Source organism: Nocardia sp. NBC_01503 (assembly GCF_036327755.1).
Classification (GTDB): Bacteria; Actinomycetota; Actinomycetes; order Mycobacteriales; family Mycobacteriaceae; genus Nocardia.
The window spans coordinates 2,849,820-2,866,995 of record NZ_CP109596.1 but is presented as its reverse complement, the minus strand read 5'-3'; the positions used below and the strand labels follow the sequence as shown (position 1 = coordinate 2,866,995).

Below are 17,176 nucleotides of genomic sequence, written 5' to 3'. Positions count from 1 at the left end.
ATCTGTGGGCCGTTTTCGTGCCCGCATCGCCCGAAGCGAGAAGAATCGCCGACTGTCAACATCTTTCGACAGGAGTGAACCATGCGGGCTGCCACGGTGACCAAGGGCGAATTCCAGGTGCGTGACCTACCCGAACCGACTCCCGGGCCCGGACAGTTGGTGGTGAACGTCCTGCGCTGCGGTATCTGCGGCTCCGATCTGCACGCCCGCGCGCACTGCGATGAGCTCGCCGACCTGGCGGCCGCCACCGGATATCAGCACTTCATGCGCTCGGAGCAGAGCGTGGTGATGGGGCATGAATTCTCCGGTGCGGTGGTCGATTACGGGGCGGACACCCGGCGCCGCTGGAAATCCGGTACACCCGTGGTGGCCTTGCCGATCCTGCGCAGCGGGCGCGAACCACAGCTGACGGGATTGTCCGTGCACGCGCCCGGCGGCTACGCCGAGCAGGTGGTGGTGCAGGAGTCCATGACCTTCGCGGTCCCCAATGGCTTGTCCGCCGAGCATGCGGCACTGACCGAGCCGATGGCGGTGGGCTGGCACGCGGTGCGCCGGGGGCGGGTCGGCAAGGGACAGACGGCATTCGTCATCGGTTGCGGCCCCATCGGTCTCGCGGTCATCTCGATGTTGAAGGCATCGGGGGTGCGGCTCGTCATCGCCAGTGATTTCTCCCCGCGCCGCCGGGAGCTCGCCGCGGCGTGTGGCGCCGATGTGGTGGTCGACCCGGCGGTGGACGCACCGTGGACGGCCTCGCCGAAGAAGTCCCGCATCACCGGTGCGAGCGATGTGCTCAACCTCGGCTTCGACGCCATGGAACGCCTGCGGCGCCTGCCGAATATCCCGTGGTGGTACGTCTTCCGCCTGGCACACGCCCTGAACAAGGGACCGGCCGGGCCGGTCATCTTCGAATGTGTCGGCGTACCCGGCATTCTCGATCAACTGCTGACCGCGGCCCCGCCCATGTCCCGCATCGTGGTGGTCGGGGTGTGTATGGAATCGGATCGCATCCACCCGGCCACGGCCATCAACAAGGAGATCGAACTCCGCTTCGTACTCGGCTACGACCCGGGCGAATTCCGCGACACGCTGCACATGATCGCCGATGGCAAGGTCGACCCGAGCCCGCTGATCACCGGCACGGTCGGCCTGGACGGTATCGACGCGGCGTATACCGCACTCGCCTCCCCCGACCACCATGCCAAGATCCTCGTCGACCCGCGCAGCTCCGCGACCGCGCCCTGATCAAGGGGTGATTCGGGCGAACGGGGTGGTCGGCGGTTCGTGCAGGATCTCCAACAGCCCCTCGGCGCTGCGGGCCGCGGTCAGGCAGGCGTTCGCGGTGAACTGATCGGCGAGGGGGTGGCCGGCTCGCGTACGCCACTTCCGAACCGCGGCAAGGGCTTCCGTGCGCTGGGTGGCCAGATCCGTATGTGCGGAGAGGCCGAGGCGGCGGTGTGCCGCCACGCCCGCGCCGCCGATCAGGCGGTGCAGTTCGGCCAGATCCCCGGCGGGCAGCGGGAGTTCGTCGGCGCGCAGGTGGCCGAGCAGCCGGAGTTCGGTGAAGCCGTGTACGTCGGCGAGCAGTGTCCGCACCCGGGGTAGCAGGTTGTCCGCCTCGGTGCCCGGATTGGCGATGAGAATGCGGGCCAGGGCGGTGAGCGCCGAATGCGCCTTCAATTCCTCCGCGCGCTGGGCGAATTGGATATCGAGGACGGCGCGGAGTTCATCGAGGCCACTGCGCTGGGTGAGTTCGGCCGCGAGCGTGGCGGAGTCTCGAACGCCGAGTCGAATCAGAGTGACGGCCAGGCGAATACCGAACAGGCCGAAGCGGGCCGCGAGGTGGGCGCGCAACTCCGGAGGTAGTGGTAGGGGTAGGTCGGGGCGGGCGAAGCGATCCGCCGACAACAGGGCGGCGGCGAGGGTGTCCGTCGGCACCCCGGCGAGCACCTCGAACGCCTGGTACTCACGCTGCCGAAGAGTCGCGGCGGCGAACGCCAGCAGTCCCGCCACCGGAATCACCGACTGGCACAGGCCCGTTCGCTCCAACTCCCCCGCGAATCGCGAGGCCACATCGCGCGCCGAGTTCAGGGCGTCGATCCGGCCCGCGCCGATCTCATCCGCGCGCGAGACGACGCCGATGACGCCGAGCGGACCGCCGGCGCCGACCGGATGACCCTGCCGCGCACCGACTCCCGAGCCACTCGCCGCCGAGCCGATCTGTTCGAGGAACTCCACATCCGCGGTGTCCAATCGCCGCAGCAGGTAGACCACCGCGTCGGCATTGGGCAGATCCGCTCCGCCGCCACCGGGCGCGAGCAGATGCGAGGTACGCGCGGACACATCCCGCGAGAGTGAGGAGATGCCCGGGGTATCGATGATCGTGGTCTGCGCCAACTCCGCCGAGGGCCACTCCACCTCGAGATGCTCGACCTCCCGCGGCGCTCCCGAATTCCAGCGCAGCGCGGACAGATCGAAGGTCAATCCGTGCGCGCCCGGCAGCCCCTCCGCGCCACGCCCGCGGCGCACCACCACATCGGCTCGCGCGCCGTCCCGCGCGTACGCGGTCACCCGGGGCGCGTTCCCATTGCGATACCAGGTCACCAGGCGGGTGCACTCGGTCGCGTCGGTGGGTGCGATGTCCTGCCCGACCAGCGCGTTCAACAGTGTCGATTTGCCCGCCTTGAGCTGTCCGGCCAGCGCGACTCGCAATGGCTGATCCAACCTGCGCGCGCACTCCTCGACCTGACCGCGCACCCCCGCATACTGCACGAAGGCCCGGCGCGCGGCCGCCAAAAGCCCCCGGGTCTCGGCCCCCACCCCATATCCGGCCGTACCCAGGTCATACCTCACAGGCTCACGCTCTCGAACCACATCGCACCTCCACGCATCGCCAACTCTTCGCGCCGGCCCCGGCCCGCGTTAGCACCGGGACCTCCGGCGACCGTGGTCAGTGTGCGGGAAGCGCCGGATGGGTGGGGGCCGGGGTCAGGATGAGGGTGGCGCGGCGGCGCAGCTCGGCCAGGATGTGCAGGCGGCGCTCCACGGCGGCGGTGCGTTCGGCGCGACGGGTGGACTCCAGGTTGGCGGCCTCCTGGGCGGCGCGCAGGGATTCGTCGAGCGAGCGCAGGGTGCGTTCGGCAATGGCGGTGAAGTGATCACGCAGCAGTCGATGGATACGGTGCAGGCGATCCTTGGTCTCCTTACCGGTGTGGAACGCGACGTCGTCGAGATAGCGGCGAACCGCCATCTTGGCGTCGGCACGGCGTTTGGCCAGGCGAGCCTGCTTATCGTCACGGAACGCCTTACCGCCCAGGATGACTCCGGCGCCGAGCGAGATCGGGTTGATGAGCGAGAGTCCCGCGAGGGTACCGACCAGTCCCGCCATGACCACGCCGCCATAAGAACCGCGCACGCCCACCAAGAGTTTGTGGCCGAGACCCAGGTCCGGTTCGAGATCCGACAGCGTGCAGGATCCGGCGCGAGAACCACTGCCGTCCAGGCTTTCCCGCACATCCGGTAGGTCGACCGCACCCAATTCGGTGAAGTGTGTCGCCACCTTCTCGGCGAGTCTCACCGCGCGGGTGCGGGTCCACAGCAGGTTGTCACCGACGGCGGTTCCGACGGTTCCGGTGAGCCACTCCTCCATACGCTCCCAATGCCGGCCCGGATCATGCTCGTCTATCCACTCCTCGGCGGTGCGCGCGATATCCCGCAGGCGATTGCGCAGGTCGTGATCGACATCGCCGACCAGGTCGGTGATGCCGTCGCTCAAGGTCTGCTGCCATACCGAGGTGCGGCGATGCAGTTGTTCGGCGGCTGTTCTGGCGGACTGCAATTCGCGTACGGCGGCGGCCGCGCGCTCCGGATCCTTCAGTGCCACCAGTTCACTGCCCAGGGCGAGGGCCAAATGCTCCGCGGCCGAACCGATATCGACGGCGACCGCGCGCTGCGCCGCGATCTGATCCCGCACCACCACGTGTTCGCGCAGGAACTGGAATACCGCGCCGAAGCCGGACTCCTGCCCGAGCTGGGCATCCTGTAGCCGCAGCGCGTGTGTGCGCAGCACCGAGGAGACCGCCAGCATCGGCACCTCGATTCCGGCGCGCCGCAGGTGTTCGGAGTTCGCCTCGAACACCTGCCGCCAATGCGGATACAGGTCGATCTTGCCGATCAGCACCGCCACCGCCGGGCACAATTCCCGCACCTGGCGCAGGAACTCCACCTCGGGATCGGTCAATTCGGTGGAGGCGTCACTCAGTACCAGGACCGCATCGGCGGTCGGCACGACGCCGAGAACTCCTGCCACCGCACTGTTCCCGTGCGCCCCGAGCGCGGGCGTATCGACAACCACGATCCCGTCCGCCAACAGCTGATTGGGCACCCCGAGCTCCACCCGCAGCACGGCCCGGCCCCGCGCGTACGCCGATCGCGCCACACCGGGCCCGATCTCGTTCCAGGGCACCGTGACTCGCGCCTCCTCACCATCCCCGGCCAGCACCAGCATCGCCTGTGCCTGCGTGGCATGAGCGAGGGTGGTCGTCACCGCGGTGGTGGCATCATCCCCGACGGCGCAGATATCAGCATTGACCAGTGCGTTGACGAACTGGCTCTTGCCCTGATTCCCCAACCCGCACACCACGATCCGCCGTCGCGGATCCCGCACCCGCCCCGCGACGCCCGCCAACCGCTCGGCCAGATCCCCCCGCTCGGCGTCCCGGGCAACCGCGATGGTCTCGGTCAGCATCGCCAACAGCGGTTGCACCGCCACGATCTCAGCCATCGCGGGGCTCACCTTCCTTTGTCCACCGCACCGTGAAAGGTGCGTCCTACCATCGATATTCATCCCGAGCGAGCATCGCTCCGCACCACCGCGGATCCGGGCCGACTCGACATCGCGCGAGCCGACCCGGACCGACGGCTACGAGTGCAGCATGTCGCCGACGATGTCCCCACCCGGATGCGTTCCGAGCTCCATCCCGCCGTGCGCCCCGGCATCGCCGAACAGCCCGGAATCCACACCCCCGCTGTGCACTCCCTCACCGAAGGCCTGCGAAACATCCAGTCCGGCCCAGGGATTCGCCGCCGCACCGATATCGGTCCCCACCTGCGCACCGCCGCCGACCGAGGAATCGATCCCGCTACCCACCCCGGTGTCGAGCCCGGCACCGACCTGCGACGCACCGTGAACGACGGTGTCCAATCCGGAGGAGAGCCCCGCCCCCACCTGCGAACCCCCGTGCACCGCGGCATCCAGCCCGGAGGAGAGCCCCGTCTCGACCCCGCCGACACCGTGTGCGGCCGTATCGACACCGCCGGAAAGTCCGGTCTCCAAACCATTCCCAACCTGTGCACCGAGATTCCCGACGGTGCCGACCCCGGAGGAGAATCCGGCTCCGAGATCCCCGGCCCCATGCACCCCGGCCCCGACGCTCGAATCGATCCCACTGCTCAACCCGGCCCCCACCTGCCCGCTACCGGCGGTGACCCCATTCAGCGCCCCCGAAAGCCCGGTCTCCAACCCATTCCCCAGCTGCGCACCCAAACCTGCTGCGGCATCGGCGCTTCCGGACAACCCAGTCGAAAGCCCCGCTCCGAGATCGCCCGCCGCATGCGTTCCCGCATGCACCGCGCCATCCAGCCCCACACCCAAACCTGCACCCGCCTGGGTACCCGCCCCGACAGCGGTATCGAGTCCACCGGAAAGCCCCGCACCGACACTATTTCCGAGCTCGGCTCCCAGGTTGGCCGCGCCGTTCAGACCGGTCTCCAGGCCCGCACCCAGCCCCGCGCCGACCTGGCCGCCCGCGCCGACAGCCGTGTCGACACCGCCGGAAAGTCCTGCGCCGAGCCCACTTGCGAGCTGCGCGCCGAGGTTCGCCGCGCCGTTCAGGCCGGTCTCCAATCCCGCGCCCGCACCCACCGCGGTGTGCACAGCACCCGAAAGATCTGTGCCGAGATTCGCCGCGCCGTTGAGCGCGCCGTTCAGCCCGGTCTGCAAACCCGCGCCCGCACCCAGGGCACCGTTCACCGCGCCGGAGAGACCCGTCTCCAGGCCCGCGCCCGCGCCGAGTGCGCCGTTCACCGCACCGGAGAGGTCGGTACCGAGGGTCGCGCCCGCGCCGAGGGCGGTGTTCACCGTGGTGCCGAGATCGGTCTCGAGGTTGGCGGCGGAATCGAGGGCACCGGTGAGGGCGGTGCTGAGGGTCGCACCGGATTGGGCCGCGCCGTTCACGGCCGCGTCTATCCCCGCCTGCAGGCCCGCGCCCACGGTCAGGCCGCCGGTGAGGGCCGAGGTGAGATCGGCGGCGGCCTGGGTGCCGAGGACTCCGGAGAGGTTGGCCTGCAGGCCGGTTGCCGCGTCGGCGGCGGTGGAGACCGCTCCGCCGATGCCCGCGGACAGATCCGCCCCGAGGTCGGCGGCCGCCCCGACCACGCCACCGATTCCGCTGGTGAGGCCCAATTCCAGTCCGGATCCGGCATCACCGGTGAAGCAGACCTCGGTCGCGGTCGCGGTGCCGAGGTGCACCGAACCATTCACGCCCGCAGCACCATTCACACCGGTCCCGAGATTCACATCGGTCCCACCATTCAGGGTGGTCGAACCATTCAGTCCCCCAGCCCCGTTCACTCCGGCGGCCGCGCCCGCACCGCCGCCCGCCGCGATGATCGCGCCGAGTTGCGAACCTCCGGTTACCAGCGCGGATTCGGCGACCATGGGCGCGACGGCGGCGATGTCCTCGGGGGTCACGTTCTCCAATCCGGCATTGATCAGGGCCTGGCCCGGATTGGCGCAGTAGCCGACGGCTGCTTCGTGATCCCGCAGCAGATTGAGGATGAACTCGAGAATTGCGTTGGGGCTCATGGCGAATCGTCTCCTGGGTGCGGCGGAGCCCGGATGGCCCGCCCTGCTCGACTGTCCTTTCACGTTAGGAACGCGACGCGTTACGCCGAAACGGGGACAATCCCCCGGGTTTCGCGTGTCGCCCCGTTAGGGGCCGGGTATCCATTAGGGGAATTTCCCCGAACCTGGGCTGGAATCGGTAACGACGATCCCCCAGCAACCGACAGCACCCATGGGCCACGCGCCCTGCACCACCATTTTCGTACATTTCGGACCGAACAGCTTTCGAGCAGCACGCGCTCACACCCGCGCCGCGTGTTTCGAATCGACAGGGGATCTCGAATGAGTCAGGGGATGGCGCTCGGCATTACCGTCGGGTCGTCGAATACGGTCGCCGTGACGTCTTCGGGGGGACAGCGCAGAGTGCACGTCCGGCCGAGCCTGCTCGGCGCGGAGCGAGAGGTTCCGGAGAGTGTGCTGGCCCGGGTCGGGGATCCGGTGGACATCCGGATGCGAGACGGATCCGCTGTGCGCGCAGCGGATCTCGTGGCCGCGGCGGTCGGCCGAGCCGTGGACGACTCCGGCCCCGCCGCGGCCATGGTCGCCTGCTATCCGGCCTGGTGGAGCCAGCACACGGTGGAGGTGCAGCGCACCGCGCTGAGCACCGCCGGCCTCGATGGCGTGGCCCTGGTGCCCGAGTCGGCGGCCGCCCTGCGCTGGCTGCGGGAGGTTCACGAATCCACCCACGACGGATCGATGATCGTGTACGACCTCGGTGCGACCGGATTGACCGTTTCCCTGGCCCGCACCGGCGCGCTCTCCGGGCCGCTGGGTGAACCGGTGCGCTCGACCACGGTGGCGGGCGCGGAATTCGATCTGTTGATAACCCGCTACGTGCTCGCATTCGCCACGGGCGAAAAGGATTTCGATCCATTCGATCCGGTGGTGGAGCAGGAATTGTCCACCCTGCGCGGTTTGTGCAGAATCGCCAAGGAAACTCTCTCCAAGAATACGGCGACCATGGTTCCGGTTCGGCTGCCCGGAATCGGCGGTATCGATGTCCGGTTGGTGCGCGACGAGGTCGAGGAACTGTTCCGCGGTCCGCTGCTCGCCTCCGCCGATCTGGTCCGCGAGGCCGTACGCCGCGCCGGACTCACCATCGAAGAGGTGGACGGCATTCTGCTCACCGGCGGTGGCGCGTCGATTCCCCTGGTGACAGAGCTGCTTTCGACCGAATTCGGTATTCCGGTGGCCGCCGCCACCGATCCCGCACACCTGAGCGCACACGGTGCGGCGCTGCTCGCCGCCGACCTGCTCGCCGATACGACCGCGACCGAACCTCATCCGGCCGTGGTCGAGCCGCAACAGCATCGCGAAGTCGGAAACGCCACCGTGCGAAGTGATTCCGACCGCGTTCGCCCGCCCGCCGATATCGGCGTGGTGGGCGAGGACGCGAAGAGCGTTGCGGCCGAACGGGTTCCACTACTACCCCCGCTTCCGGAGGCCGAGCAGCGCGCGGGTTTCGCGCATTGGCGACGAGTGGCGGTGATCGGTGCGGTGGCGATCGCGGTGGCGGCGCTGGCGACCGGAACACTCGCCATGGGCGTGGGCGCGCAATCCGCGCCATCGGATTCGCCCGCACCGCAGGCGCCTTCGACCTCGGTCGCGGCGCTGGACAACTCCGAGGCCGGACCGGCCACGAGTGGGCAGGCCGTGCCCGCACTGCATCCGGGCGCCACCCAGGCGCGGGCGAGCGCCCCGGCACCGGGGACGCCGGGCGCGGCGGTACCGGGCGCGGCGGCTCCGGGAAGCGCGGCTCCGGTCGCGACGACCGATGCCGGCGTACCCGCCGCGGCCGCACCGCCCGCACCGCCCGCCGCCCAGGATTCCCCGGCACCGCAGACCGTTCCCAGCGCTCCGGCACCGGCGCCCACCCTGCCGCAGCCGGTGATCGCCGCGCCGACCGTCCCGCAGCTCCCGGATCTGGGCAAGACCGTGGATCAGCTGGGCAATGGAATTCCGACGGTGCCCAAGATCGTTCCGAACAACGGCGGCTGAGAGTTGGTTACTCCGTGATAGGCAATCCACCGGTCGCGCTCGACACGCTGCCGTGCGCGCGCGAGATCTTCCGGGAACTGGACTCCGATGATCCGGCTCCCCTGCTGTATCTGCTCCGCGGCCGCTCCGGCACCGGAAAATCCACGCTACTGACCGCGATCCGCAATCGCCTGCGCGCACACGGTGTCACGCTCACCGAGAATCCGGCCGAGGTGCTCGCACAGCGCGGCGGGCCGCATCCACGCGGCCGGGGCGCGCTGGCACTGGTACTGGACGATGCCCAGGCCATGACCGATGCCGATTTCGAGACACTCTGTGCCGCAGTCGAATCCGGAACACATTCGGTGGTGGTCGCGACGCTGCCTCGACCGCACGACGCGCGGCTGCGCGCACTCGCCGAAGCCGTGGCCAGGCGCGGGCGGGTGGTGGACCTCCGCGCCCTGGGTGTCACCGAGATCGCGCCCTTCGCAAGAGAATTGGGCATGATGGTGCCGCGTGGGCTGGCGCAGCACATTCACCGCCAGACCGCCGGAATCCACGGCGGTGTGGTGGCGGCGCTGACGGCCGCCTGCGCGACCCGCCTCGACTCCGGAATACCCGCCGTCGACGCCGCGGTCACCGCCTGGGCCCGCGCCCGGCTCGACGACGCCGACCCCGAAATGCTGGACACCTTCGTGGTCGCCGCCATCGGCGCGGGCCTGGACACCAGCGAACTCGCCGAGGTCCTGGACATAAACCACACGGCCGCACAGGATCTGGTGGATCGCGCCCGCGCCAGCGCCCTCATCACCGACGCGGACCTGCTGCTGGCCCCCGCCATCGCCCCGCTACGCACCCTGGTCGGTGACCGCCGCCTGCTGTCGGTTCAGCGCCGCCTGCTGCACGCCCGCCTGGACGCCGGCCTGCTGCGCGACCACACCGCCCTGCTGCTGGCCGAATCCGGCGTCCGCGACCCCCGCCTCGCCGAATTCCTCTGCACCACAGCCGAGAAGGCGGGCGACGAGGCCGCCCGCCACTACGCGGCGGCGGCCGCCGCCGGCGCCGACCGCGACACCATCGCCCTGCGCTGGGCCGACGCCGCCGCCCGCACCGGCGACTGCGATACCGCCCTGCGCCTGGCCGAACCGTTACTGGCCCGCCCCACCCCCCGCGTCGATCCGAGGTCCATCGGCCGCACCTCCCCCGCCGACGCGGGATCCGCCGCCTACTCCTGCCCCACCGATCTGGCCGCGGCGGTGCGCATCTGCGCGGGTGTCTGGACCCGCCGCGGCCTGGCCGCCCGCGCCGCCCAGCTCTACACCTGGCTCGGCCCCGACCGCGTAGGCGCCGACTGGGCCGTGGCCGCCACCGTCCAGTACCTCGCCGGTGACGCCCACACCGGCCATACCCTCTCGGCCTCCGCCGCCCACTGGCCCCCCACCGAGGCCACCGCTCGCGCCGCCCTGATCGCCGGCGCGCTGGCCGACTCGGTCGAGTCCCCCAAGCCTCCAATCCTTTTCGCCCGGGCCGATCAGTACACCGACCGCTCGGGGCCGATCGCGCTCGCGCATGACGACACTTCCGGCGCAGCCGCCTTCGCGTTGCCCGCGCAACGCCCCAACGGCTCGGTGACAGCGGAGTTCGCCGCGCGCCGCGGGGTGGCCGCCGAGCCCGCGCCGGACGGTACGCGGCGCACCGACGACGCCCCGGCATCTGGGTATCAGCGCGGCTTCGTTCCACATGGCTCACCGCCCGTCGCCTCCGGTATGGCTATGGATACAGCGGGTTTCACGGCCGTGAGCGCCGGTGCCACCGCCCGGCGGTCCCCCGCGCCCAGGCCCGAACCCACGCGCGCAGCGGCGATGGCCGCCGCGTCCGCGTTGATTCACGCCGCCCATTCGGGCGTAGGCCCGGGCGAGAACGGCGGGGATCGGTTCCTGCCCTGTTCGGCCGTGTCGATCGCGGTGCTGCTGTGTCTGAGCATGGGTGAACCACGCAGGGCCGCGGATGCTTTGCGCGGGACCGGACAGGATCCACAGCACCTGGCGCTGGCGGCGTGGGTCGCCATGCTGGGTGGTGACGAGCAATCGGCGGCAGCGGTGATCGAGGGCCTCGATCTCGCGAAACTGGATGCGCGAGACCGGCTGCTGGCGCACGGCATCATTGTCGGATTGGCCAGGCGCAGCGGGGATCACACGGCGCTGACCTTGGCTTGGCGGGCCGCCTACCCACTCTTCGACGAGGTGGGGGCGGATCTATTGGCGCTCTTGCCGATCGGTGAATTGTGGCTTGCCGGAATCCGATTGCGGGATGAGGGGCGCATCGAGGCCCTGGTGGCCGCGGCCGGTGAGCTGCTGCGCGGACTGGGCGATCCGCCCGCGTGGGCGAATGCGTTCCACTGGTACGCGATTCAGGCCGCCATTGCCCGCGAGTGCCCGAATGAGCTGCTGCCGCACGCACATCGGCTCAAGGCCGCCGCGGCGGCCGGTGATCCGCAGGCCGCCGCGCTCGCGGACGCGGGCCGCACCTGGGTGCTGGTGCTGCGGGGTCAGGTGCAGCACGATCAGGTGCAGGCGGCGGTCGCCAGACTGGCCGGCCTGGGCCTGCGCTGGGATGCCGCGCGACTGGCGAGTGAGGCCGCGCTGGCCGCCGATGATTCGGCCGTCGCGACCGCCCTGCTGAAGCTGGCGCGTACGGTCCGCGCGCAGTCCCATCCGCCCGAGCCGATGCGCGCACCCGCTCCGGCCGCCCCGGCGCCGCGCTCGGAACCGCGCACCGATACGGTCCTGAGTGAACGGGAGCGGGAGGTCGCCGAGCTTGTACTACTGGGCTTGACCTACCGGGAAATCGGGGCTCGCCTCTATATCTCCGCGAAAACGGTGGAGCACCATGTCGCCCGGATACGGCGTCGGATCGGTGCGAGCTCACGTTCGGAGTTATTGTCAATGCTCCGCGCCATGGGTCACGGTTCCCTCCTCGTATGATCCGGGCGCGGAGAGTTCCCGGACACACCGAGTGAGGTAACGACGATGGCCACTGGGGTGGGGCTGCGCATAGCCGACGACGAATCGGTCGTGGCTGTCGTGACCGGCGACGACGCCACACTCCCGGTGCACTACATCGTCCGCGAGTCGATCCTGCACATGTCCGATGACGGTGACGCGGTGCTCGGCGGCGACGCACCGGGCGAGGACGCGCATTCGATCAGCGGTTTCGTGGCCGCCGTCGGCGATCCGGCGGGTATGCCGGTGGACGAGGGCGAGGCGTACCGCGCCGAGGACCTGATGGCGACCGCCGCCTTCTGCCTGATCAATCTGGCCGCCGATCATCTGAACGGCCCGGCCGAGTTCTATGCCACGCATCCGACCGGCTGGCCGGAGGCGAATGTGCGGGCGCTGCGCGAGGCCCTGGACTATCTGGGCCTGAAGTCGGTGGTGCTGGTCAGTGAGCGTGATCTGCCGCAGTCCGACGGTGATACCGGAAAGTCGTTCGCGTACAACGCCGCTCGGGCCGCGCTGGCCGCGGTGCTGGCCACGCCCGCGGGCCTGACCCCGCCCGATCCGGACGCGGGCACCGCCAATGCCGCCGACGTCACCGATATCCTCCCGGCGCTGGCGACCGCCGAACCGCCGTTGCAGGCGTACTCGGCCGCCATTCCCACCGCCACCACGGTCGATCGCACCGTCGGTCCGGTTACCGCCGAGCAACCGATAGTGCGGCTGCCACGACAGCGGGCCAATCGCGGCACCTACCTGATCGCCGCGGCCACCGCCCTGATCGGTTTGCTACTCGGTGCCCTAGGGGTGGCGGCGGTGTTGCGTCAGGACGACTCCACCCCGGGCCCGCCGCGCGGCGAGGTCGCGAATCAACCGGTCGCCACCGCGGGCGCGGCGCCACCATTGCCACCCCCGCCGCCGGACTCCTCCTCCGAAGCGCCGCCGCCGTCCGCCGATTCGGTCGACTCCCAGACCACCACCGTGGCCCCGCCGACCACCACCCCGCCGCCGACCACCGAGGCACCGCCGACCACCACGGCCCGGCCCACCCCACCGCCGACCACGGTCACCACACCGCCGTACTACCGGTACCCACCGGTACCCACCTGGAGCCTGCCGACACCGCCGGTCTTCCAGGATCCGTGGCCGCTGTATCCGAACTGATTTCATAGCGCCCATATGTGATTGATGCCCTAAAGTGGTGCGCTGACCGATGTTCCGTCATGTAACTCGGAGCGTCGGTCTGCTGGTGCACTACGAAGGGACTCCATGCGCAAGTTCATGGCGCGCCGCGCCACGGTCCGAGCAGCAACCATCGCCTTTGCCTCGACCGTCCTGGTCGGCCCCTTGTTCGCAGCGATTCCCGCCGGTGCGGAACCAGCCGATCAGCTTGCCGCGGACAAGCTTCCGGCCGAGCTCGTCCAGGCCATCCAGCGCGATCTCAAGATGACGCCCGTCGAGTACCTGGACCGCGCCGCCAAGGCACAGCAATTGCGGGACTACGCAAAGGAATTCCGCTCGGAGCGCCCCGAGGACTTCGCCGGCGCCTGGATGGGCACCGATGGCAAGCCGGTACTCGCGGTCACCTCCCTCGATGCCGCCAAGATCGCCGCGGCCGACGGCTACCAGACCCGGCTGGCCCCGATCAACGCCGACGGCCTGGAGGGCTCGGTCGATCAGCTGAACAGCTGGATCAGCAGTCTGCCGCGCGAAATCTCCGGCGCCATCAATTCGGTCGCCATCGATTTCCTCAATAGCCAACTGGTACTGAGCGTCGCGAACACGCCCGCCGGGCATCTGCTGAATCTGCCCACCCTGATCGCGAATATCAAGGTGGTGCTCTCCCCCGACAGCGGTGGTCCGGTGGAGCGTCGCCCGATGGGTGGCGACACCTATATCAGCGCGCCGACCTCGCTGACCGATTCGTCGCTGCAGAGCGTCGATGTCTGCTCGTTCGGATTCAACAGTGTCGATACCGCGGGCAACGCACTCAACATCAGCGCCGGGCACTGCAATCCGAATATCGGCAAGGCCAATGAGCAGGCCGATGTGTACCTGCCCAATATTCGCAATCTGACCGCGAGCCCGCCGCTGGGCAGCTTCGTGCGCTCGCAGCTGGGTGGCGGCAACGCACTGGACTACTCGGTCATCAAGTTGAACGAGGCCGCGGTGCACGCCGGAATGGATCAGCCGTCGGTGCGCGGCGCCAACGGCACCACGCTCACCATCACCGGTGTGGCCGATCCGATCACCGGTGCGCCGATCTGCAAGTCGGGCCAATCCTCCACATTCACTTGTGGTTTCGTGGTGGCCGATCGTGTGGAGACGCAGCTGTTCACCTCCGAGGGCCAGTCCAAGACGGTGCGCGGCTTCGCCTCCAGCGCCTGCACCCTGGGTGGTGACAGTGGCGGCGCGATCGTCTCCGGCACGCTCGCCCTCGGAATCACCAGCGGTTCGAATGCGGCCGACGCGCCGAATTGCAGTGAGGCCAACACCCAACTCGCCCAGTACGGCGGAACCGCGACGCTGGGCATTCCGGTGCGCGCCATCCTCGCCGATATCAGCGCGAATTCCGGTGGTGGACTCGGCAACGGAATTCAGGTGCGCACACGTCCGAACACGAACTGACCGTGAACTCCAAATAAATATTCACCCGACCAACTTCGGCCGCGAACCCGTCAAAGGTTCGCGGCCGTCTCGTTTCTGGACCGAGCGGGGGGAGGGAAGAAGCGAGACTTCGAGGCCGCGAGCCCCGCCGAAGCGAAGCGGAGGCAGACAATAGCGCCTGGAGCCCATATAGTCGGCGTCATGCTCCTGCCACGTATGCGCTATTCCTCGCTGCCCGTGGGCCGCCGCAGGCCGCGGTCCCTTGTCCGTTCAGCGGCGATCGCGGCCAGCGCGCTGCTGATCGCCGGACCGGTGGCGGTAAGCGCACACGCGGAGCCCGCGACGCCCGATCTGCCCGCGGAGCTGATCGCCGCCATCACCCGCGATCTCAAGATCTCCCCCCAGGACTATCTGAACCGCGCCGCCCTCGCCCAGCAGGTGGCCGCCTTCTCCGCCACCGCGCAGCGCCAGTTCCCGCAGGTCTTCGCGGGCTCCTGGCTCGACGAGGCCGGTAAGGCCGTGGTCGCGCTGGCCGACGGACCGGGTATCGACGCCGCCCGCAAGGCCGCCACCGACGCCGGATTCACCGTCAAGGATGTCGCCAAGAGCGAATCCACCCTGCGCGGTGAGAAGAACGCCTTCCAGAAGTGGCTCGAGGGTCAGCCCGACACTGTGGCCAAGGCCGTGCGCGGCGTGGCCATCGACACCATGAACAACAGCATCGCGGTGCGGGTCGAGCAGGCCGGACTGGCGCTGCCCAACTTCGTCGATCCGGCCCGGGTCATCGTGATGGCGGTGCCGCCGACCGGCAGCGAGGACGCGAATGTGCCGCAGGCGAGCGCCATCGCCGGTAACGGCGCCGGCCCGCTGGCCGCCGGTGACGCGTACGCGTCGGTGGCCGGCCGCATGTCGCTGCGCTGCTCGCTCGGCTTCAACGGCCTGGATCGCAACGACAATGTCGTGAATATCACCGCGGGACACTGCAATCCGAATATTCCGGCCACGGGCGGGGCGAACTCCCCCGGCGTGTTCGAACTGCTCGGCGGTGACCACACCGGCGCGCAGATCGGCAGCTTCCAGAAGTCGATCCTGGGCGCCCAGGACTACTCCATCGTCTCGGTCGCCGACGGCGCGCGGGATCGCCTCTCCAACAACCTGGTTCGCGTGCCCAACGCCGCGCCGGTCGCCATCACCGGTGTCGCGGTGCCGGTCGTCGGCGCGCCGGTCTGCAAGTCGGGTTCGCGCACCGGCTTCAGCTGCGGTGTGGTGAACGCGGTCGATCAGACCGTGCAGGTCGGCGATCACCAGCTCACCCAGAGCTTCTCCGCCAATATCTGCGCCCTGCCCGGCGACAGTGGCGGCCCGATCGTGACCGGCACCCTGGCCCTGGGCATCTCCAGCGCCTCCTCGGTCGCCGACTACCCGATCTGCGAGATCCCCAACCTGATCGGCCTGATCACCGGTAACGCCCCCCAGCTGTTCGCCCAGCCGATCAGCACGGTGCTCTCCGACAACCCGGGTCTGCGCGTCCGCACCAACTGAGCGACACCCGAACCGAGCAAGAGCCTGTGAAAGGGCCGGTAGCGATTGCGCTACCGGCCCTTTCACATTCGCCCCCAAATCAGCGGTACGCCGGGATCGACATGAGCCCCAAGTTCGCGGCCCGTCCCGGTTCTGGACTGAGTGGAAGCGGGGGAGCGCAGCGGAGGAGCCGGAGCGAGGGAAGAACCGGGACTTCGGGGGCCGCGAACAGCCGTAGCGCAGCGGAGGCAAATCAAACACCGCATGCTGGAGATATGTGTTTGGTGTTGCTCGGGTGGCGGGCGCATCCGGAGTATCGGTTGATCGTCGCCGCGAACCGGGACGAGTTCTTCACGCGCCCAACCGAATCGCTGCGCTGGTGGGAAGAGATGCCCGGACTGCTGGCCGGACGCGATATGGGGGCTGCCGGTCCGGTGCCGGGCACCTGGCTCGGATTGGACCGCGACGCGCACCGATTCGCCGCGGTCACCAATGTGCGCGGGCCGAACGAGAAGCGCGCCGACGCGCGCTCACGCGGGGCGCTGCTACTGGATTTCCTGCGCGGCGAGCAGGATTCGGAGAAGTTCGTGCGCTCGGTCGCCGCCGCCGCGGACGACTACAACGGCTTCAACCTGGCCGTCTCGGATCTGGAATCGCTGTGGTGGCACGGTAATCGCGGCGAACAGGGCCCGCGCGAACTCAGCGCGGGCTTCCACGGACTCTCCAATGGCGCACTCGCGACATCCCTGTGGCCCGATGGCGAGCTGTACACCGGAACCGATACTCCGGTGTGGCCGAAGGTGCGCGAGGGCCTGCTGGGGCTACACAGGGCGGTGCAATCGAATCCCGCGGATGTCTCCGGCTATCTCGCGGTACTCGCGGACCGGCAACGTGCCGCCGATGCCGAACTACCCGACACCGGTGTCGGCAGATTCCATGAGCGCACCGCCTCGTCCCGCTTCGTCAATCATCCGCTGCACGGAACCCGGTGCAGCACAGTGCTGCTGGTGCGTGAGGACGGCCGCTTCGAGATGACCGAACGCACCTTCGGCCGCTTCGCGCGTCGCAAGGGCACCGTCTCGTTCCACGGCCGGCTGGACCTGCCCGCCTGACCAGACCCGAAAAACACGACCGGCCCGCCCCGACGAAGCGGGCGGGCCGGTACGAGCGGTGC

At 69.4% G+C, this 17,176-nt stretch carries 10 protein-coding genes; 7 read left to right on the top strand and 3 right to left on the bottom strand.

Features of this window, described 5'->3' with window-relative positions; translation table 11 throughout:
- The first annotated feature begins 81 nt into the window (after positions 1–81).
- Positions 82–1,242 carry a zinc-binding dehydrogenase gene (locus OHB26_RS12825; protein WP_330184388.1) on the top strand — a complete coding sequence of 387 codons (1,161 nt, stop codon included), beginning with the start codon at positions 82–84 and terminating at the stop codon, positions 1,240–1,242.
- Here OHB26_RS12825 and OHB26_RS12820 read toward each other — a convergent pair whose 3' ends face one another.
- From OHB26_RS12820 to OHB26_RS12810, 3 genes are all read right to left on the bottom strand, one after another.
- Positions 1,243–2,850 carry a dynamin family protein gene (locus OHB26_RS12820; RefSeq protein ID WP_442942930.1) on the bottom strand — a complete coding sequence of 536 codons (1,608 nt, stop codon included), beginning with the start codon at positions 2,848–2,850 and terminating at the stop codon, positions 1,243–1,245.
- Between the two features lie 97 nt (positions 2,851–2,947).
- On the bottom strand, positions 2,948–4,780 hold the full coding sequence (locus tag OHB26_RS12815; RefSeq protein ID WP_330184387.1) for a dynamin family protein: 1,833 nt from the start codon (positions 4,778–4,780) through the stop codon (positions 2,948–2,950).
- A 138-nt stretch (positions 4,781–4,918) separates the two neighbouring features.
- Positions 4,919–6,862, bottom strand: coding sequence for an IniB N-terminal domain-containing protein (locus OHB26_RS12810; protein ID WP_330184386.1), 1,944 nt, complete (start codon positions 6,860–6,862; stop codon positions 4,919–4,921).
- Between the two features lie 321 nt (positions 6,863–7,183).
- Here OHB26_RS12810 and OHB26_RS12805 point away from each other — a divergent pair, with 321 nt between their 5' ends.
- From OHB26_RS12805 to OHB26_RS12780, 6 genes are all read left to right on the top strand, one after another.
- On the top strand, positions 7,184–8,899 hold the full coding sequence (locus OHB26_RS12805) for an Hsp70 family protein (RefSeq protein ID WP_330184385.1): 1,716 nt from the start codon (positions 7,184–7,186) through the stop codon (positions 8,897–8,899).
- Positions 8,900–8,913: 14 nt separating this feature from the next.
- Complete coding sequence (locus OHB26_RS12800; protein ID WP_330184384.1) at positions 8,914–11,862, top strand: LuxR C-terminal-related transcriptional regulator; 2,949 nt, start codon at positions 8,914–8,916, stop codon at positions 11,860–11,862.
- Between the two features lie 45 nt (positions 11,863–11,907).
- Positions 11,908–13,038 carry a hypothetical protein gene (locus OHB26_RS12795; RefSeq protein ID WP_330184383.1) on the top strand — a complete coding sequence of 377 codons (1,131 nt, stop codon included), beginning with the start codon at positions 11,908–11,910 and terminating at the stop codon, positions 13,036–13,038.
- Between the two features lie 105 nt (positions 13,039–13,143).
- The gene (locus OHB26_RS12790) at positions 13,144–14,502 is read left to right on the top strand and encodes a S1 family peptidase (protein ID WP_330184382.1); all 1,359 of its coding nucleotides are present in this window, start codon (positions 13,144–13,146) and stop codon (positions 14,500–14,502) included.
- Positions 14,503–14,697: 195 nt separating this feature from the next.
- Complete coding sequence (locus OHB26_RS12785; protein WP_330185620.1) at positions 14,698–16,023, top strand: S1 family peptidase; 1,326 nt, start codon at positions 14,698–14,700, stop codon at positions 16,021–16,023.
- Positions 16,024–16,277: 254 nt separating this feature from the next.
- The gene (locus OHB26_RS12780; protein WP_330184381.1) at positions 16,278–17,114 is read left to right on the top strand and encodes an NRDE family protein; all 837 of its coding nucleotides are present in this window, start codon (positions 16,278–16,280) and stop codon (positions 17,112–17,114) included.
- Positions 17,115–17,176 lie beyond the last annotated feature (62 nt).